This is a genomic window from Lebetimonas sp. JS085 (assembly GCF_000523295.1).
In the GTDB taxonomy this organism is placed as follows: domain Bacteria; phylum Campylobacterota; class Campylobacteria; order Campylobacterales; family Nautiliaceae; genus Lebetimonas.
Map to the genome: position 1 here is coordinate 749,897 of NZ_ATHR01000001.1, position 20,184 is coordinate 770,080.

Annotated in this window: 19 protein-coding genes; 14 read left to right on the forward strand and 5 right to left on the reverse strand. The window is 28.9% G+C overall.

Going from position 1 to position 20,184, the window contains the following annotated elements; translation table 11 throughout:
- Positions 1–2: 2 nt before the first annotated feature.
- The 3 genes from DZ68_RS0104215 to purB are packed head-to-tail and all read right to left on the reverse strand — an operon-like array spanning position 3 to position 2,621.
- Positions 3–611 carry a protein-L-isoaspartate(D-aspartate) O-methyltransferase gene (locus DZ68_RS0104215; protein ID WP_024790766.1) on the reverse strand — a complete coding sequence of 203 codons (609 nt, stop codon included), beginning with the start codon at positions 609–611 and terminating at the stop codon, positions 3–5.
- Entirely contained in the window at positions 608–1,300 is a 693-nt protein-coding gene (locus DZ68_RS0104220; RefSeq protein ID WP_024790767.1) for a carbon-nitrogen hydrolase family protein, read from the reverse strand. Before DZ68_RS0104220 ends, DZ68_RS0104215 begins: the two co-directional genes overlap by 4 nt.
- Positions 1,284–2,621: an adenylosuccinate lyase gene (gene purB / locus DZ68_RS0104225; RefSeq protein WP_024790768.1), complete on the reverse strand. Its 1,338-nt coding sequence runs from the start codon at positions 2,619–2,621 to the stop codon at positions 1,284–1,286. Before purB ends, DZ68_RS0104220 begins: the two co-directional genes overlap by 17 nt.
- Before the next feature lie 116 nt (positions 2,622–2,737).
- Here purB and tatB point away from each other — a divergent pair, with 116 nt between their 5' ends.
- A complete protein-coding gene (gene tatB / locus DZ68_RS10010) occupies positions 2,738–3,157 on the forward strand; it encodes a Sec-independent protein translocase protein TatB (RefSeq protein ID WP_024787399.1) in 420 nt (139 codons plus the stop codon).
- Positions 3,158–3,196: 39 nt separating this feature from the next.
- The gene (locus tag DZ68_RS0104235) at positions 3,197–4,081 is read left to right on the forward strand and encodes an RluA family pseudouridine synthase (protein ID WP_024790769.1); all 885 of its coding nucleotides are present in this window, start codon (positions 3,197–3,199) and stop codon (positions 4,079–4,081) included.
- A 240-nt stretch (positions 4,082–4,321) separates the two neighbouring features.
- Here DZ68_RS0104235 and DZ68_RS0104240 read toward each other — a convergent pair whose 3' ends face one another.
- A complete protein-coding gene (locus tag DZ68_RS0104240) occupies positions 4,322–6,781 on the reverse strand; it encodes a GGDEF domain-containing phosphodiesterase (protein ID WP_024790770.1) in 2,460 nt (819 codons plus the stop codon).
- Between the two features lie 24 nt (positions 6,782–6,805).
- Positions 6,806–8,104 carry a flagellar protein export ATPase FliI gene (fliI, locus tag DZ68_RS0104245; protein WP_024790771.1) on the reverse strand — a complete coding sequence of 433 codons (1,299 nt, stop codon included), beginning with the start codon at positions 8,102–8,104 and terminating at the stop codon, positions 6,806–6,808.
- Positions 8,105–8,163: 59 nt separating this feature from the next.
- On the opposite strand from fliI, the gene tig reads away from it, so the two are divergent.
- The 12 genes from tig (at position 8,164) to DZ68_RS0104305 (ending at position 20,170) form a co-directional block, all read left to right on the forward strand.
- Entirely contained in the window at positions 8,164–9,450 is a 1,287-nt protein-coding gene (gene tig, locus DZ68_RS0104250) for a trigger factor (protein WP_024790772.1), read from the forward strand.
- Positions 9,451–9,453: 3 nt separating this feature from the next.
- Positions 9,454–10,041: an ATP-dependent Clp endopeptidase proteolytic subunit ClpP gene (clpP, locus tag DZ68_RS0104255; RefSeq protein WP_024790773.1), complete on the forward strand. Its 588-nt coding sequence runs from the start codon at positions 9,454–9,456 to the stop codon at positions 10,039–10,041.
- Complete coding sequence (locus DZ68_RS0104260) at positions 10,041–11,045, forward strand: diguanylate cyclase domain-containing protein (protein ID WP_024790774.1); 1,005 nt, start codon at positions 10,041–10,043, stop codon at positions 11,043–11,045. The genes clpP and DZ68_RS0104260 overlap by 1 nt, the downstream gene beginning before the upstream one ends.
- Positions 11,045–11,569, forward strand: coding sequence for a peptide deformylase (def, locus tag DZ68_RS0104265; protein ID WP_024789595.1), 525 nt, complete (start codon positions 11,045–11,047; stop codon positions 11,567–11,569). Before DZ68_RS0104260 ends, def begins: the two co-directional genes overlap by 1 nt.
- Positions 11,533–11,778, forward strand: coding sequence for a magnesium chelatase domain-containing protein (locus DZ68_RS10015; protein WP_024790775.1), 246 nt, complete (start codon positions 11,533–11,535; stop codon positions 11,776–11,778). The genes def and DZ68_RS10015 overlap by 37 nt, the downstream gene beginning before the upstream one ends.
- 251 nt (positions 11,779–12,029) lie before the next feature.
- On the forward strand, positions 12,030–13,328 hold the full coding sequence (locus tag DZ68_RS0104275; protein WP_024790776.1) for a tyrosine-type recombinase/integrase: 1,299 nt from the start codon (positions 12,030–12,032) through the stop codon (positions 13,326–13,328).
- Positions 13,329–13,331: 3 nt separating this feature from the next.
- Positions 13,332–13,916, forward strand: a complete 585-nt coding sequence (locus DZ68_RS0104280) for a hypothetical protein (protein WP_024790777.1) — start codon at positions 13,332–13,334, stop codon at positions 13,914–13,916.
- 44 nt (positions 13,917–13,960) lie between these two features.
- Positions 13,961–16,852 carry a site-specific integrase gene (locus tag DZ68_RS0104285; protein ID WP_024790778.1) on the forward strand — a complete coding sequence of 964 codons (2,892 nt, stop codon included), beginning with the start codon at positions 13,961–13,963 and terminating at the stop codon, positions 16,850–16,852.
- Positions 16,853–16,876: 24 nt separating this feature from the next.
- Positions 16,877–17,530 (forward strand): LexA family transcriptional regulator, encoded by a 654-nt coding sequence (locus tag DZ68_RS0104290; RefSeq protein WP_024787415.1) that lies wholly within the window; start codon positions 16,877–16,879, stop codon positions 17,528–17,530.
- 12 nt (positions 17,531–17,542) lie between these two features.
- Complete coding sequence (locus DZ68_RS0104295; protein ID WP_024787416.1) at positions 17,543–17,761, forward strand: hypothetical protein; 219 nt, start codon at positions 17,543–17,545, stop codon at positions 17,759–17,761.
- Complete coding sequence (locus DZ68_RS0104300) at positions 17,761–18,453, forward strand: DNA/RNA non-specific endonuclease (protein WP_024790779.1); 693 nt, start codon at positions 17,761–17,763, stop codon at positions 18,451–18,453. Before DZ68_RS0104295 ends, DZ68_RS0104300 begins: the two co-directional genes overlap by 1 nt.
- Complete coding sequence (locus tag DZ68_RS0104305; RefSeq protein WP_024790780.1) at positions 18,437–20,170, forward strand: DNA methyltransferase; 1,734 nt, start codon at positions 18,437–18,439, stop codon at positions 20,168–20,170. Before DZ68_RS0104300 ends, DZ68_RS0104305 begins: the two co-directional genes overlap by 17 nt.
- Positions 20,171–20,184 lie beyond the last annotated feature (14 nt).

Consider the following 20,184-nt stretch of genomic DNA (forward strand, 5'->3'; position numbering starts at 1 on the left):
AACTATTTTATTATCCCTTTTTTCAAAGGGACAAATTCACAGGACTCAATTTCTTCTTTTTTTCCATTTTTATAAAATTTTGTAATTATTTGTTTATTACCTTTATTAATTGGGGCTAAAATAAAACCGTTATTATCAAGCTGAGTTAATAATTCTTCCGGTATCTCTTCTGTTGCAACGGAAAAAAGTATTCTCTCATAAGGGGCAAATTCTCTCCAGCCAGCTCTTCCGTCATCACATTTTATATTTATATTAAAGAGTCTCATTTCTTCGAACCGTTTTTTTGCTTCTTTAACAAGTCTGCAGATTCTTTCAACTGTAAAAACGCGTCTTACAATTTTGCTTAAAATTGCCGCCTGATATCCGCTTCCGCTGCCTATTTCCAAAATTTTGTCAGTTCTGTCCAATTCAAGCAGACAGGTCATTTTTGCAATGGTTAAAGGGGATGAAATTGTAGATTGGTTATCAAGAGGAAGGGGGGTGATTTCATAAGTATGTTTTTCCAAGCCGGCAGGCACAAAAAATTTTCTGTCAATTTCACAGAATGCTTTGTAAATAGCGGGTGAAAAATTTACAAAATCGGCTAATTTATCTGCTAATATATGATTCATTTTATTCCTATGTCAAGTTTTTTTCTGATTTTTTGGTTTTTTTCCAAATCAATAAAAGTGATTATTTTTTCGTTTTTAAATTCAACACCTTCACCCCAAGCATCAAAACTGCATCCGTAAGGCTTTTCATTTGCACTGTTTACCGCCAATACCTGGGACTGGGAGGAAAGAGCCAGGGCTTTATTAAGAATTTTAAAGTGCTCAATTCTCTCTTTTCCCCATCTTGAAGGAGCTAAAATCAAATCAATGCCTTTAAATTTTTCCCAATACTGGGTAAATCTGATTTCAAAACAGATAAGACTTGCTATTTTTAAACCTCTCCATTCAAAAACATCCGGTTTTTCGCCTGCTTCAAAAAATTTTTTTTCATATCCGAAAAGATTATATTTGGCTCTTTTGTAAACAAGACCGTTGTCAAAAAAACAAAAACAGTTTTTGTTTTCTAAAATAATACTCAGAGCAAAAGCTTTATTTATTTTTGAAAGTTCATCTATTGCAAATTTACCGAATTCATTAGCTTTTTTCCAGTTTTTATAATCAAATCCGGTTAAACAGACTTCCGGAAAAAGAAGAAAATTGGAAGAGGAATTTTTTATTATATTAATAACTTTTTCTAAATTTTTTTTATAATCATCGGTTGTATAAAAATTAACTAATTCAACTTTTAACTTTTCACTTTTCACTTCCATACACTCTTTTATAAATTTTGTCTACATTTCTCGTATAATAATTGTAATCAAAAAGACTTCTTATTTCATCTTTACTCATAACTTTTTTTAAATCTTCGTCTTTAAGCAGATTTTCCAAAAACAGGCTCTCACCTTTGTCATTGATTGGTTTTTTTCCTTTTTGAAGCTCCTCCCATACTTTCATTGCGTTTCTTTGAACTATTTTATAAGCGTTTTCCCTGCTTATTCCTTTTTTGGGAAGTTCTAAAAGAACTCTTTGAGAAAATACAAGCCCTCCCGTTAAATTAAGGTTTTTCATCATATTTTCCGGATATACCAAAAGATTTGCAATAATATTATTTAGTCTGTGGAGCATAAAATCGGTGGTAACAAATGCGTCCGGCAGCCAGAATCTCTCAACCGAGCTGTGGCTTATGTCTCTTTCATGCCAAAGGGCGACATCTTCCATTGCAGGAATAGTATAGCTTCTGATAACCCTTGCTAAACCTGTAATATTTTCGCTAAGAACGGGATTTCTTTTGTGCGGCATTGCGGAACTTCCTTTTTGACCTTTTGAAAAATATTCTTCCGCTTCATAAACTTCCGTTCTTTGAAAATGTCTTATATTTACCGCTATTTTTTCCACTGTGCTTGCGAGCAGTCCCAAAGATGAAGCAAGGCGCGCATATCTGTCTCTCTGGATTACCTGATTTGAAATAGGGGCAGGTTTAAGACCTAAAAATTCACATGTAAGCTCTTCAAGCTCAACCGGAGCGTGGGCAAAATTACCCATAGCGCCGCTTAATTTTCCGACACTGATAACTTCAAGTGTTTCTTTTAAATTTTTAAGGTGTCTTTTCATTTCTTCATACCAGATGGATAAAACAAGCCCGAAAGTAATTGGCTCCCCGTGAATTCCGTGGCTTCTTCCAACCATTAACGTATATTTATGCTCTTGCGCCCTTTTTTTGATACTTTCCATTACCATTTTAACATCATCAATAATTATTTTAAGAGAATCTCTCATTTGAAGGGCTGTTGCCGTGTCAATAGTGTCTGAGCTGGTGAGGGCATAATGGACCCATCTGCTCTCCTTTCCCAGGCTTTCAGCCACGCTTGTTAAAAATGCTATTACATCGTGTTTTGTTTCTTTTTCTATTGTCTCAATTCTTTTAATATCAAATTTTGCATTTTCAATAATTTTTTTTGCATCAACATCCGGAATTAAACCCAGTTTGTTCCATGCTTTTACCGCCGCTTTTTCAACTTCCAGCCATGCGCCGTATTTAGCTTCCTGGCTCCACAGTTTTTTCATTTCACTCCTGGCATATCTTTCAACCATATATATCCTTTTTTTTGATACAATTATACAATAATATAGTACATAGTGAGTAGTGAGCTTGCCCGGCCGCTTGCAAAGCGGCGTGGTTGTGAGTAGTAATAATAAAAGGATAAATTATGCCGGATATGGGCTTTAGCGAAATTTTATTTGTGGCGGTTATAGCCATTATTGTTTTGGGACCGGAAAAACTTCCGGATGCCATGAGGGATTTGGGAAGACTTTTTATAAAAATAAAAAAAATGTGGAGGGACGCAACGGCTGATATCAGAAGAGAGCTGGAACTTGAAGAGATGAAAACGGAAATGGAAGAATATAAAAAACAGCTTCAGGAGCTTCAAAATAAAGTAAGCGGTGAAGTAAACGATATAAAAAGCTCCCTGACAAGTCTTGATGAACTTACGGCAACAGGAAATACAAGGGATTTTTCAGATATGATAAGCTCCAATGAAAAAAAAATGGATAATATAAAATGTAAAATGGAAAATGAGGGTAAAAATAATGAAAAATTAGAAAAAAATGAAAATAAAGAAAAATAATTATCCATTTTCCATTATCAATTTTACATTAGGATAATTATGGGTTTTGTAGTTAAAGAATTTGAAATTGAAAATCAAAAAATACTTGATTTTTTAATTGAACTCGGATTTGGCATGCGTGAAGCCAAAAGAGCGATTGACAGGGGCAGGGTCAGTTTAAACGGAAAAAGAGTTACTGAAAAATCAGCAAGAGGCAGCGGTATTCTTAAAGCCATAGTGTTCGAGCCCAACGGTTACGGACTAAAACCTGTTTTTGAAACAACCCATTTTGCAGTTTTTGACAAACCAAGCGGCGTTGCTATTCATCCAAAAAAGCTGGCTAATACCAAAAGCTTGCTGGATGATGTAAGGGCTTTGTGGGGAAGAGATGCAAATTTGGTCCACAGGCTTGATAAAGAAACGAGCGGGCTGGTGATGGCGAGTAAAAATAAATTTGCCGAGAGCGTTTTAAAACGCTCTTTTCAAAACAAAGAAATAAAAAAAAGTTATCTGGCCCTAATTAGGGGGCATTTGGATAAAATTATGACTATTAAAAAACCTATTTTGGCAAACAGAGATAAAAATATAAAAGTTAAAGTAATGATTCATCCCGAGGGTAAAGAATCAATAACCATTATAATGCCCGTTAAAAAAATAGGAGACAACACACTTGTTGAATGTGATTTGTTAACAGGCCGCCAGCATCAGATAAGGGTGCATCTTTTCAGTATAGGCCATCCGGTTGTGGGGGATCCGTTATACGGGGTGGGCAATGAATTTGCCGACAGATATTTAAATAAACAGATAAGCGAAGAAGAGAGAATTAAAACAACCGGGGCAAAAAGGCTTATGCTTCATTCTTACAAGCTTGAATTTTATTTTATGAATAATAAATATGTAATAAAAAGCGATAAATTTTTAGAAATATTGGCACTGGCTAAATAAGTTCAACAAAAAGTGCAAATTTTTTCCTTTTCGCAAAAGCTAAAAAGCATTAACTCGCTACGCTCAAACAAAATGCTTTTTTTAACACTTTTTCTTCACTCAAATTTGCAATTGTTTCACTTTATTTAGTCAGTGCCGAAAAAATTAAGCTAACTTTAAGCTTTTTCTGATATAATTTTAGCTCAATTTCACCTCCTTAAAAGTTTTTAATAATTACCTCCTCTTTAAGCCCTTCCGGGCTTATAAAAGAGATTTAAATTCATTAAAAGGCATAGGCTTATAAAAATAAAATCCCTGGATATAATCACACTCGGCATTTTGGAGCAGTTTTAACTGGTTAATGTTTTCTACACCCTCGGCTATTGTTTTCATATTAAATTTATGGGCAAAATCAATAATTGTTTCAACAATGGCATAATCTTTTTTTGAGTTTTCTATGTTTCTTACAAAAGATATATCAATTTTTAAATAATCAGCCGGCAGATCTTTTAAATAACTAAACGATGAATAACCCGTTCCAAAATCGTCAATTGAAAGTCTGAATTTTTTATTTTTAAAATAATTGAATATTTTCTTGGTATATTCAATATCTCCCGCTATTTCCCTTTCAGTTAATTCTATATTTATAGGTAAATTGTGTATTTTTTTAAATAAATTTTTAATATGCTCTTCATCTGTTAAGGATTTACCTGAAATATTAAAAGAAAGGGGTATGTTTATCTGTTGCAGATATTCTAAAAATTTTGGAAACATCTGTTTTTCTATTGTTTTTATAAATCCGCTGTTTTCGGCATAATCAATAAATTCGTTTGGATAAATAATTTTATTTTCATGTTTTATTCTAATTAATGTTTCGGCTCCAACTATTTTAAAATTTTTTGAATCAACATACGGTTGAAAATAATATATAAATTCTTTGTTTTTTAAAGCGGTTTTTAAAAGATTTTTGGTTTGTGTATATTTTAAAATCTGTTCGTTGATTTGTGAAGAAAAAAATTCGTATGTAAATTCTCCTTTTTCTTTTGCAAGCTCTAGTGCTAAATAAGCTTTATCTAATAATTTTACTATGTCGGTATCATCATTGGGATATAGAGCAATGCCTATATTGACAGCAATTTTGTTTTGAAACTCTTCTAAAGTTTTTATTTTTGTGTTGAAATTTTTAATTATTGAAAGAATTTCGTCTAAAGACTTATATTTTATAAAAACTGCAAATTCATCTGCTCCTATTCTTGCTATAATATCTTCTGTATGGAAAAATGTTTTTAAAAATTCAGCAAATTTTCTTAAAATATAATCGCCTTGTTCAATACCGTTTAACTGGTTAAATATTTTAAAATCTTTTAAATCAATTAATAATAAGGCATATCTGTTTTTTTTGTCAATAGAATTTAAAATTTTATATATAAATTCGTTTCTGTTTGGCAGTTTTGTTAAAAAATCTTCTTTTAATTTTTTTTCTAAAATCTTTTCTTTTGTTATGTCTTCACCCAAAGAAATATAATATTTTTTCCCTTCATGTGAAAAAACAGGTATTATTTTGTCTTTTAAATAAAATAAATTTCCATCTTTTTTTCTGTTAATTATAACCGTTTCAACAGGGATGTTTGATGTTAATTTGTCCCACATGATTTTAAAATATCTGATAGAATGAAAGCCTGATTTAAAAATTCTTGGATTTTTTCCTAAAAGTTCCTCTGCTTTATAACCGCTTATTTCTTCAACGCTTTTATTTGTATATAAAATATTTGCATTTTCATCTGTAATAACAATCCATGAATAAGTTTTGTCAATGGCTTCTTTTAGTAAATCAAGAAGAGTGTAATCTTCTATTTTTTTAATGGCATATTCAATGTCTTCTTTTATCTCTTTAAAAATTGATAAACAAACTTTATTAAAATAATTTTTGTATTTTACGCATAAACCAATGCCTGCGTCCATTTTGCCGTTTTTATAAATTGGTATAAATAATGCTGAATGAAAATTATTGTCAATTAATTGTTTTAGTAATTTTTTATTTGGGAAATTAACTGAATTTATATCATTTATTATCATTATTTGATTTTTAAGAATATATTGTGTAGCCATACATTTGTCTGAATATTTTGGGTCGGTTTCAAAAATTTCTGCTAAATACTCTAAAAACTCTTTTTTATAATCTCCTTTGCAGTATTTCAACTCCATTTTTGTAAAATTTTCATTTTTTGTGGCAATACATACAAAATCAAATGTTTTTTGATTGTAAAAAGATTCCATAACGTTTTTATATATTTCATCTTTAGAAGAGAGTTTTATTATAATTTGATTTATATTTTTTAAAATTTCAAGCAAATTTTCCTTTTTTATTTCTTCTGTAATATCTATTGCATAAATTAGACCTGCAAACGAATCGTTTAATTTTATTGTCTGAGAATAAATATTTACTAATTTAAATTCATTGTTTTTATTTATAACTTGCAAACTTTCATATGTTTTTGAAAAAAATTCTCCGTTTAATCTTTTTTTTATAGTATTTAAAATTTCATATTTTTTTTTATTTAATTTAAATATTGATTCTGGGGAGAAATTTTTTAATTCATTTTGAGAATATCCTGAAATTTCTTGAAATTTTTTATTTGAATAAATTATATTTTTTTGGTATATCATTACACCGATGTAGTTTTGATTATTAAAAATAGAAATTAAATCATTTAAATACATTTAATTTCTCCTCATTTTTTCAAATTATAACAAGCTTTTTAGCTGATTAATAATCTCTTCATATTTGTATAATTCATCGGGATTTTGTCTTAAAAAGTTTTCCATGGCTTCTTTTTTGTCAATGGCTTCATCTAAATCAGGGTCAATTCCTTTTTGATATGCACCGATTCTGATTAACACTTCGTTTTCTTTGAGCATTGAATAGAGATATTTAAATTTTTGCGCAAAATTTATATGCTCTTTATCTACCACATTCGGCATTACCCTGCTGGCTGAAGAAAGAATGTCTATTGGAGGATATAGCCCCCTGTCTGTCAGTTCCCTGTTTAAAATAATGTGTCCGTCGAGTATGCTTCTGGCCTGGTCCGCTATAGGGTCGGCCGAAGTGTCGTCTCCTTCCACCAATACTGTAAAAAATGCAGTGATAGAGCCTTTTCCTTTTTCTTTTCCAGCCCTCTCCATTAATTGCGGTAAAAGAATAATTGAGCTTGGAGGATAACCTTTGCTTGTAGGCGGTTCCCCCTGGGCAAGCCCTATTTCCCTCTGAGCCATGGCAAAACGCGTTATACTGTCCATTAAAAAGAGTACGTCTTTCCCACGGTCTTTAAAATATTCCGCCACCGCCATGGCGCTAAACGCCCCGTATTTTCTCATAAGGGCTGAATCGTCGCTTGTTGCCGCTATAATTACCGTATTCGTCAAATCCCCTTTTAAATTATGTTCTATAAATTCCGGGATTTCCCTCCCCCTTTCGCCAATCAGGGCTATTACTTTAACCTGGGCATCACTTCCTTTTACAATCATACTCATGAGTGTGCTTTTACCAATCCCGCTTCCGGCAAAAATACCCATTTTTTGGCCTTTTCCACAGGTTAAAAGAGCGTCTATCGCTTTAACCCCGGTTGAGAAGACTTCATTTATCATGCCTCTTTTAAGGGGGGAAATAGGTTTTTTCATTATAGGATATTTTGTTTCAAAATTTATTTTACCGAGGGAGTCAATAGGATTCATAAACGGGTCAACCACTCTTCCAAGCAGCCCCTCCCCAACAGGAATTTTCATTCCGTTTTCGTCAATATATACCTTGTCCCCTGTTTTAAAACCTTCTAAAAAACTAAAAGGCGTTACCACAAAAGATTTTTCATCGAGGCTTGTTACCATCCCGAGCATTTCCTTATTGGATGAGACAATTTTTACAATATCCCCTATAGAAGGGTTAAGTCCTACGGCTATAAGATTGGTGGAATTTATTTTTTTTACCGTTCCAAACGGAAGGGATAATTTTTTAGAGCCAATTTTCGATTTGATATTTTTAAGCGGCATCGTTTCCTTTCAATTAATTATAAAATTATGGTATTATACACTTTAAAAAAGGATAATGTATGGTTGAAGCAAAAAAAATTGATTCTGCTAATAGTATAATAAAAGCAAACATAGAAAATCAAGATTTGGAAGCAAAAAAAGACAAAATTGCCAAACAAATTGCAAAAAAAGCTAAAGTTCAAGGATTCAGAGCGGGAAAAGTTCCCGTAAAAGTTGTTAAAAAAATGTATGCAAGCGATATTGAAAACGATGCAGTAAGTGAAGCCGTAAGAGATGTTTTAAATGAAGGTTTAAAAGAGCTCGGAATTAAAGATATGATTGCGGAGCCTGATGTGGTGAAATTTGAAAAAGGCGAAGAAAAAATAGAAGTTGAAATTAAAGTATATTCAAGGCCAGAAGCAGAAATAGAAGGTTACAAAGAATGTGTTCCTGAAATTGAAAAAATAGAAGTAAGCGAAGAAGAAATTAACGAAGAACTTGAAAATATTGCAAAAAGCATGGCTGAAGTAAAAGACAGCGAAAAGCAAGTTGCCGAAAAAGGCGATATAGCGGTAATTGATTTTAAAGGCTTTATTGACGGAAAAGAAATGGAAAACGGAAGTGTCGAGGATTATCCTCTTGAGCTTGGAAGCAATTCTTTTATTCCGGGATTTGAAGAACAGATTATCGGAATGAAAGTGGGAGAGAGTAAAAAAATAAAAGTGACTTTCCCTGAAAATTACGGTGCAAAAGAATTAGCGGGCAAAGAGGCTGAATTTGAAGTAACACTTAAAAAAATTCAGGAAAAAATTCCGGCTGAAATAAATGACGATTTGGCTAAAAAATATTTAAATAAAGAAGACGCCACTTTTGATAATCTTAAAAATCATGTAAAAGAGCTTATTTTAAGCAGAAAAAAAGTCGAAGCTTTCGGACCAAAAAAAGACGAAATACTTGAATGTCTGGTTAAAAAATACGAAATAGATTTGCCTGAGGCCGTTGTTGAAAAAGAACTTGAAATAATGATTAATCAGGAAGCCTCAAAAATGAGTCCTGCTGAAATTAAAGAACTTCAGGAAAATCCTGAAAAAGTTAAAGAACTCAGGGAAAAACTGCTTCCTGAAGCAAAAGACAGGGTAAAACTTACATTTTTGGTTGATGCCATAGCCAAAAAAGAAAATGTTGATGTTAGCGATCAGGAACTTTCCCAGGTAATTTATTATGAAGCTTTAATGCAGGGGCAAAATCCTCAGGATGTAATAAAATATTATCAGGAAAACAATTTATTACCTGTAATAAAAATGAATATGATTGAAGAGAAGTTATTAAACAAACTTCTTGATGATAAATTATCAAGTGAAGGATAAAAATTGAGTATATTAATACCTACAGTAATTGAAAAAACGGGAAGGGGCGAGAGGGCGTATGATATATATTCTCGTCTCTTGAAAGACAGAATTGTTATGCTCCAGGGAGAAATTAACGACCATGTTTCAAGCATTATAGTGGCACAGTTACTCTTCCTTGAAGCCGAGAATCCTGAAAAGGATATTTATTTATATGTCAATTCACCTGGAGGGGTTGTAACAAGCGGTATGGCAATATATGATACCATGAATTATATAAAACCTGACGTAGTAACCATCTGTATGGGGCAGGCGGCAAGCATGGGGGCGTTTTTACTCAGCAGCGGTGCCAAGGGAAAAAGATTTGCGCTCCCTCATGCAAGAATTATGATACATCAGCCTTTGGGAGGAGCCCAGGGTCAGGCAACTGACATTGAAATTCATGCAAAAGAAATTTTAAGGATGAAAAAAGAACTTAACAGAATTTTGGCTGAAAATACAGGCCAGAGCCTTAGAAAAATAGAAAAAGACACTGAAAGAGATTTCTTTATGGATGCCGAGGAGGCTATGAAATACGGGCTTGTTGACAAAGTGCTTAAAAAGAGAGATTAATGCTAAATAAACAAGAAGATAAATATGTAACCCAGAATGTTTCAAATTCTTCTAATAATTCATTGGAAAATTTTGCAAAAAGGGTATTTGACAATCTTATCTCAGACGGGGTCCCCCCCATTCCGTATTATTATAAAGTTTATTTTTTTAATGAGCTGGACAACGAAAATGAAGCATTCAGAAAACAGGTTTATGAATTAATATCTTTGGAAGAGAGTAATGATTTAGAAAAAGATTTGGAATTTGAAATAAAACTTAAAAACGCTTTTAAATATTCAAAAGAGCTTTTAAACCATGTTGCGCTGACATATAAAATTACTAAAAAATTAAAAGAACTGCTTGGTTTACAGCTTAAAGAAACAGCCCACATAACCAACAACAAGGCTTTAATAAAATTGATAAACGGTTTTCAAAACAATTTAAAAATAATCGATGAGCGCCTGAACAGGGAAGTTGAAGAGATTAAAAATTTATATTCCCAGAATGTGGAGGTTTTAAAAGATATCGAAAGTAATTCTGTTTTTGATGCGAGATACGGTATATATAATAAAAATTATTTTTTAAATGAAGTTAGGAAAGAACTTAATTTAATAAATAAATTTCATCATACCAGTTCTCTTATAATGGTTAAAATACAAGATGATATTTTGAGTAAACTCAATTCTGAAAAATCGCGTGTCTTAATCAACAGAAGTCTGGCTAAAATAATGCTTAAAACGTCAAGAAGAACAGATATTGTGGCTACATTCGAAGAAAATATTTTTTCAATGCTTCTTAAACATACCGATGTGATAGGGGCGCAAAAAACAGTTGAAAGACTTTCAGATACGTTGTTAAATACCTCTGTTTTTTTAGAGGGTGAAGAACTTACGCTTAAAATTGTGGCCGGTATAGTAGAGCTTAAGGAAAACAGGGATGTGGAAAGATTTATATTTAAAGCGTTAAATACCCTAAAAGAAGCTGAAAGCAATAAAGAATTATATTCCATTGGAAAGGTAGATTGATGGCAGTGCTTGATATAGTTACATATCCGAATAAAGTTTTAAAACAGATTTCAAAACCTGTTGAAAGATTTGATGGCGAGCTTCATAAATTATTGGATGATATGTATGAAACTATGATTGTTAAAAACGGTGTCGGGCTTGCCGCTATTCAGGTGGCGGTTCCAATCCGTGCGTTAATAATTGATATCGGGGATGAAGAAGGAAAACAGAGTGAAAATTCTAAAATAGAAGTAATAAATCCTGAATTTTTACTTTGGGAAGGAAGCCAAAAAGATACGGAAGGCTGCCTCAGCGTTCCGGATTATTTTGACGAAGTTGAAAGATATGCAAATGTTAAAGTTAAATATTTTGACAGATTCGGAAAAGAGCATATCAGGGATGCCGAGGGGCTACTCAGCGTTGCATTTCAGCATGAGACAGACCATCTGGACGGATATCTGTTTGTAGAAAGACTGGATTATATAAAAAGAAAGAAGTTTGAAAAAGAGTGGAAAAAACTATTAAAACAAAAACGAAAAAAATAAATTCGGCCACACTTGAAGGATTTGGTGCCCAAAAAGTGGAAGTCGAAAGCTCTTTTACAAAAGCTCTTCCAGGATTTTCCATTGTCGGGCTTACAAGCCAGTCAATTCAGGAAAGCAAAGAAAGGGTAAAGTCCGCCCTGCTTAACAACGATTTCGAATTTCCGCCTCTTAAAATCACTATTTCATTATCTCCGGCGGATTTGTTCTAAGTATATTATTTCTATTAACTATTAACTTATATAGAAAGTAAATATCTTCCTTAAACTCTTAACTATTTTAATAATCTATACTTTTTTAAAGTTTTTAAATTGTAATAGTTAATAATTCTAAGTATAGTTAACTATTGACTTAATTTATAATAAATTTAATAAAAGATTATCTTTTTTGATAAATTTACTTGATATATACTTAACATTCTGATAGAATTATTTTTGGAGAAGTTATTAGAAAAGGTAACTATTTGAAAATTAAGTTAAATGATTGCACAATAATTGCAACTTATTTTAATGAAAAAGTTGTTTCGTTATACAAGTCTTGTGAATGGAGCTATTGGCTTAAACATTTACAAAATTTAAGAATTAACACAGTTAAAAGTTTTGTAAATTCAATGGAAAGATTTTGGATTTGGAGTTTATATAATCCTCCAAAAGAAAATAATTTAGCTTTTTATTTAAGTAGATATAGAGAAGCTTTATTGAACGGTTTTGAAATAAAAGAAAAAATAGTTAGTTTTGAAAACAATGAAGAGTATGAAATTGAAATATTAAAAGTTAATCCTTTAAAGAAACTTACAATAAATAAAGAATTAGCAGGTATAAAAAGTTATTTCTTTTTTATGGAAGAAACTCATAAGTTAAGAAATGAGGAGGTTATTAATAAGTTTTATGAAAGTTTTATAAGAAATAAAGGTGGTTTAGACGGAATAGAAATTCATAAGTCTGGTATATATCTTGAGCATTTTGGTAAGAAAAGAGATATGATAAAAGATTATAAAATAGTTAAATCTAAACAGGATATTAAATATTTTCCATTAGAATACTATGATTTATTATTAAAGTTAGCAAAACCACGAGAAAGATTGATTTTTTTACTTTGTGGTGCTTGCGGAGCAAGAATAGGACAAGCTTTAAATTTGACATTATATGATATCGATTATGAAAATCAGGAGGTATGGTTAATAAGTCCTTTAAGTGATGAGAAAGATTTTAGGGGTTATAATAGAAAAAAATGGTTATTAGAAGAATATGGAATTGATGCAGAAAAAACTTCTCCACACAATGCTCAAGATTTTCAATTTAAGTATCCAATACCTTTAAATCATGAGCCTTTGTATTGGATAAATGAAGATAAATATAAAAAGTTATTTTTTGAAACGCTTATAGAATATACAAATTCATCAGATTTTTTACCAGAATATTTGAGAAATCCAAGACATCCTTTTATTTTTGTTAGAAAAACTGGAAAAAGAGTTCATCAAAAAGAAATTTACAATAGATTTAAAAGTATTTTAAAAAAGCTTGTCTTTGAATATGGTGCAGATAAAAGTATCCTTGATTTAGGATTGCATTCGCTAAGACATATGTTTGGACATTTTTGGGCTGAAATTTACGCTAAAACAGGAGATGAAAGAATTATTTATACAACACAAGAAGCAATGGGACATTCAGATTTATCTTCTACCTTAGTATATTTCAGTATGTCTATTGAAACTAAAAAACAGCTTTTAAAAGAAAAAAGCAGACTTTTATATAAGGACTAAAAAATGAAAAATAACAATTTAAAAGAATATAAACAAAAACAACAAGAAACAAATTCAAAATTAGTGCAAAGAGCAATTGATTATTTAAAAAAAGTAGGAGGCACTATAAGTATTAATAGTGTTTCACGAACTACTTATGAAATTGCAAACCCTGAAAATGGTGAAAAAGGCTTAACTCCTGCGGCTCTTTCTAAAAATAAGCTCTACAAAAATATGATTTTGAGAGCTAAAGCTGAATTGACTAATTACAAACCTAATAATACTAATCATATGAGTTTTGGGGATTTGGAATTAAAGCTTTACCAAGAAAGACAGAAAAATGAAGAATTAAAAATTAAAATTAAAATTTTAGAAGACCAGTTGGCGAACATTTCTTTAATTGATAAATCTTCTTCTAATATACCTCCTTTAGAAGAAGATTGTTTAAAAATTAAAGAAGAAAATAAACATTTAAAAGCTTTATTAAAAGGTGTAATTTCTACATTGGCTAAGGTTGAGCTAATAGAAAATGTAGATGGAGATATAAAAATTTCACTTTATGGGACTACTTTATTAAATAAAGAGCATTTAAAACTTATTAATAATTAATTTAATTATTTATTTCTTCTAATTTTCATTTAAAGGATTAATATATGAACATTAAAATAATAAAAGGTTTTTCTTCTTTATCGGGAAAAATTGATTTTTCAAAAGGAATAATGGCAGATTCTTCAACTATTTCTAATATTTCTATAAATAATAGAAATGCTTTTATTGTAGAAGAGACGGCTTTGGATACTTTAGCAGTGGACTGGTTAAGATTTTCCATAAAAGAATTGATGAATAAAGATATAAAAACAGATAAAAGATTAAAAGAAGACTTGAAATTATTTAAAGAAGGCAAAATTTCTTTAATGGAATTGAATGATTTTGTTAAAGAATTAGTAATGTTAAGCGGGGAATATCAGATTTTAGATATTTTTGAAGATGGTAAATATAAAATCAAATTAAACTATTTGGATTTAATTAATATATTATTGTCCAATGAAAAAATCAAAACAAAAACAGGCTACTCTTATAAACATTTAATTGACAGGTTTTTTATAGAACAATGGGCAAAAGGCAAATTATTATATCCTTTGATTTTGAATAATAAAAAGAGATTTCAAAGAAAAGCAGACTTTGAATTTCTTATGCGAGAATATAATATACCAGTTGTAAATGCCCTGTATAATTATGCAAAATTATATGATAAATTTCCACTCTTTAGAAATGCTTTTTATATATTATTAGCAACAAATTGGAGATATATTACAAATGTCAAAAATGAAGACCTTTTGAAAGTTAAAGAGCTTATTGAAAATAGCGATTTAAATACTGCTCAAAAGAAATGGTATAAAAATAGCTTAAACTTTATAGTTTATGCCCTGATTGAAAGTGGAAGAGTTGATTTAAAGACACCTTATGAATTTACTAATGAGTTATTTCCTAAGGAATTATTGTTTTATAAAAAAGTAGAAGAATTAGCAGAAAAATGTTCTAATTTTTATCCATTGAAAAAAGATTTTATTGAGTATATTGCTTATTTAGACATTAAAGAACAACTTGCAAAAAGCACTATTGCAATAAAAAGAAGTCATTTGATTACTTTTATTGATTATTTGATTGAAAAAAAATGTAACTGTACTTTATTGCAAAAAACATTTGATGATATGTTTAATTTTATGAAAGAAGATAATTTTATAAATTATATTGCTGAATTAAAAGGCAAAAGAAGCAATAGCATTATAAAAGATATTGCAGTATTTTTAGGATACATAGGATATTTAAGTCCCTATATAAAAAAAATGATTCCTAAAGAAAGAAAAAAAATTAAAGAAACTCCCAGAATACCTTTTAGTGCAGATATGATGAGGGATTTAGTTGATATTTTAATAAACAGACCTCCTTTTGAGCCTACTAAATGGAGCAAAGAAAAAGCTGATATAAACTGGTGGAGACACGATGTATATCCTGTTTTGCCTATGATGATTTTATTGCATTTATATATTCCAATCAGAGGCTCTCAAATTAGAAACTTATGTAGAAAAAATAGTTTTCTTATAAACAATGAAGGAAAAATTGAGAAAATTGTTATAAATACGGATAAAAATAGAAATAGGGATTATTTGCAAGAAATACCTTTTGTTTTTGGAGGGTTAGAAATTTTTAATGACTTTTTAAAATGGCATAAAGAATATTATCCTAATTTACCTCTTTATGAGTATGATAAAAACTCTCCTTTTGGTAAAATTGAACCTCTTTTTATTCAACCCTTAAGTTTAAAGCCACTCGATAAAAAGATACATTTAATTTATTTAAAAAGATTATTAGCTCAATATAGGATTGAATTGGCTGACAAAGGAAATAAAAATATTCATTTTGTATATTTAACAGAAGAAGGCAAAGAAAAATTAAATAAAGAATTCTTTGAAAGTGTAGAAGAGTTAAATAATGCAACTAATGAATTTATTGATAATTATGTTAAAACCATTTACGATATTCATACTTTTAGAGTTACAGGTGTTACAAGATATTTAGAAGCAGGATTGCCCATTAATGTTGTAATGATACTTACAGGGCATACAAATCCAAACATTATGCTAAATGTTTATAATAAGCTCACTAATGAGGATAAAAGAAGATTATTAAAAAGTGCAGAACTTAAAATTATGTTTGATAATCCTTCAAAATTAGAAGAAAATACTGATGAATTTATAAAAAAAGAAATATTGCCTAATTATGATGAAAACAATCCTGATAAATTAAAAAGTATTTTATCTAAGAATAATTTATTTACTCCAGAAGTTAAAAAAAGTTCAAAATCAACTGCTAAAGTTAATTCAATAGAAGATATTGCTAAAATTTCTCCTTTAAATTGGATACCAGTTGCAGGAGGAATATGTCCTAATGTAGCTTGTCCTGATGGTAGAGAGAAAAAATGTTCTTTATGTCCATATTTTATAACAGGAATTTATTTTATTGATGGAGTAATATTTAGAGCTAATAATGCTGTATTAAATTTTTATCAGAAAGTTGAAGAGTATAATCTTTCAAAAGACAAGTCAAAAGTTGATGATTTAGAGCTTTTAATGGAAGAAATTTATGGTTGGTATGAAATTTTAAACAGAATACAAAAAGAACAAAATCAGTCTATTGAGAAAAATTTCCCAATTCAGAATAAAAAATTAATAGGAGCAGCAAATATTCCAAATGTTTTAGCATATTTAGAAAATTACTATAATGCTAAAATTTTACAAACTTCCCCTAATGTGTATGGTATTAAAGTTTTAACAATTAAAGCAATGAAGTTGGCTCTGCAGGATAAAAATACAGATATACAGGATATTATCACTGATGAGAAAAAAGCTGTTGATTATATAATGAACTATTATCAAAATATCAAACATTCACCTAAATTATTAACAGATTTTCTAAGAAAAATTGGAGAGAACACTCAAATAATTAACAATTTTAACAATAATATAGGCTATAATTATAAATAAAAAGCCTATATGAGAAGGAATGTAATGAATATGACAGATATTCTTGAAAGAATTAGAAGTTATTTAAAAGATAAAGAAAATAAAGAATATATTTATGATAAAGACATAGGAGAATATTTAAATATTACTCCTGAGTCTTTATCTCGTTTGAAAAAAAATAATTCTATTCCTTTTCAAAAGATTATAGATTTTTGCGAAAGAGAAGAAATAAGTTTAGATTGGATTTTATTTGGAAAGAATTTAAAAATAGATGAAGAAAAGTTAAGAATTAAGTATAGAGCAAATGTTTTAGCTTCTGCTGGTGGTGGTGCTGAAAATAGCAATGAAGATTTTTTAGAAATTGAAATTGATGAGCACTTATCAAAAGCATTAGGATTAACAAAAGAAGACGAAAAATATATAGAAGCTATTAATGTAATTGGGGATTCTATGAGTCCTATTATTGAGGATGGAGCAATAGCATATATAGATACAAGAAAAACTGATATAAGTAAATCTGGCATTTATGCAGTTTCTACTAATAATTCAGGGCTTTTTATAAAGAGAGTGGTTTTAGACCCTATTACACATAAGATAGAATTAATTTCAGAAAATAAATATTATGACAAGATAACGGTTGAACCTAATGAGGTTAAAATAATCGGAAGAGTTATAGGAGTTAGCGGAAAAGTTTTTTAAGGGGTAAATTGCATGGAAAAAGTTATAACAAAAGAAGAATTTATAGAAAAATTTACTCATTTAAAAGAGAATTATGCATTAGAAATAGAAACTGGCAAGATTTATGCTTTTGTAATGCTTGATGAAACTCAAGAAATGATGCAATTAATTGAGCCTGAAAAGTTTGAGGAAAATGTAGAAAATTTACAAAATGAAGTGATAAATTTTATTGATAAATTAAAGAAAAAATAATGAAAAAGCTACTCTTATTAATTCCATTTTTCTTATTCGCTTTTACTTCAAAATATCTACCAAACTACAATATTGACATTCATTGTGATAAAATACTCCATAAAAAAGCATTTGATATATGCTACTCTTGCAAATGGAAAACTCCAATATTAGTTGTTTACAAAGTAGATGGAAATTTAATTGATGCAAAAAATTTATCAAGAAAGTCTTTAAGATTTAGACCAGATTACAATCTACCTACTAAATGCAGGAGTTATAGTAAAGATTATAGTAGAACAGGATTTGACAGAGGGCATTTAGCTCCAAATGCAGTGTTTGATTATAATCGTGCTATTCAAAAAGAAACATTCCTTATGAGTAATATTGCACCACAAAAACCACAATTAAACCGCAGATTATGGGCTAAAATAGAAAAGTTTGTAAGGATACAAGCAAGAAAGTATAAAGATATAAGAGTTATTACAGGAGTTTGTGGAAGCTTAGGAACACTTGGTAAAAAAAGACATAATGTAAATATTCCAGCTTATTGGTATAAGATTATATTTAGACCTGATGGTAAAATTATCAGCTTTTTAGTTCCAAATAGCAATAGTGTTGGGAGAGATAAAGCTAAAAAGTATTTAAGTAGTGTGGAAGAGATAGAGAGGGTTTGTAAGTTTAGAGTTAAGGAGAACAATGAATTTGGTAAATAGTTTTTATAGAAAATATATAAATTTAATGAATACTCTACAAAAAGAATTAAATTTTTCTGAAGAAGAAAGTATTAATTTTATAAATGTTATTATTAAACAAATAGTAATAGAAAGAAAAAATATATCGTTAAAAAATTACGAAAAAGAGATAAAAAATAAAATAAAGAATTTTGATAAATTTTTAAAACTTTATAAATTAAATATAAATAATAAAGTTTTAGGAGAAGTTTTTGAAAAATTAATTAATAAAAAAGAAATTGGTGCGTATTATACTCCTGTATTTTTAACAAAATATATAACAAGATATTCAATTTATTTATATTTTTTAAAAAAATTAAATTTATATACAAATTTTCAAAAAGAAGATTTAATTAATTTATCTAAAATTGAAGTAGAGTTTTATAAACTATTAAATGATGTTAATTCTAAAAAAAAAATAATAAATATATTACAAAATTTTAAAATCTTTGACCCAACCTGTGGAAGTGGTAATTTTATTTTTGCTGCATTAATTGAACTAAAACGAATATATAAAAAATTAGATTTAGATATTAATGATTCGGAGATAATAAAAAAACACTTATTTGGTAATGACATTGATAAAATTGCTTTAGATTTATTATTTTTTAGATTTGAATTATATTTTAATGAAAATAATATTGATAAAACTTTATTAGCAGAAATATATAAAAATTTTACAAACAATGATTTTTTAGAGGGAAGTGAACAAATAAAATTTCAATGTATTTTAGGTAATCCACCATATTTTGAATTAAATAAAGATGACAAAGAAAAACTTCAAAAATTTAAAACTATTAAGTGTGGTAATATATATTCTTTGATTTTAGAAAAAAGTTTTAATTGTTTAGACGATAAAGGAATTATGGGAATGGTAGTTCCAATTTCTTTTATTTCAACTATAAGAATGAAATATATTCGTGATTATTTATTAAATCAATCTTCTAATATTTATATATCATCATTTGCAGATAGACCATCTTCTTTATTTGTGGGTGCTCATCAAAAAATTAATGTTTTATTTGTTGAAAAAGATGATTTTAATGTAAATAAACTTTATACAACCTCATATATTCATTTTAATAAACACGAATTATCTTTTGATTCTATAGAAAAGTTGAATTATTTTAATAATAAATATAAATTTAAATATTTTCTACCTAAAATAGGAAATAAAATAGAAGAGTCTATTTTTGATAAAGTTGTTAATGAAAAAACTTCTTTGTTGAGTTTAAAAAAATCTAATGGACAAGGGAAATTATATATAAGTCAGAGATTATATTTATGGGTTAAAACTTTTACTAAAAAATTATCTTCAGAGTATAAAGTTTATTATTTTAATGATGATAAAATTGCTAAAATGATAGGGGCTATTCTTAATTCAAATTTGTTTTTTATTTTTTGGGAAATAACATCAGATGGTTGGCATTTAACAAATAAAGAATTGGAATTATTTTCAATACCTAGCATAAATGAAGAGTCAAAAAAAAGGTTAATTGATTTATACTTAGAATTAGAAAAAAAATTAGAAGAGAAAAAAGAGTTTATTGGAACAAAACAAACTAAATATGCTTATAAACATAATAAATGTTATGATATTATTCAAGATATAGATAAAGAATTGATTCAAATTTTTAATTTTTCTAATGAAGAGAAAGAATATATTTTAAATTATAGGAATAAATATGTAGTAATTTAATGAAAAAGGAATAG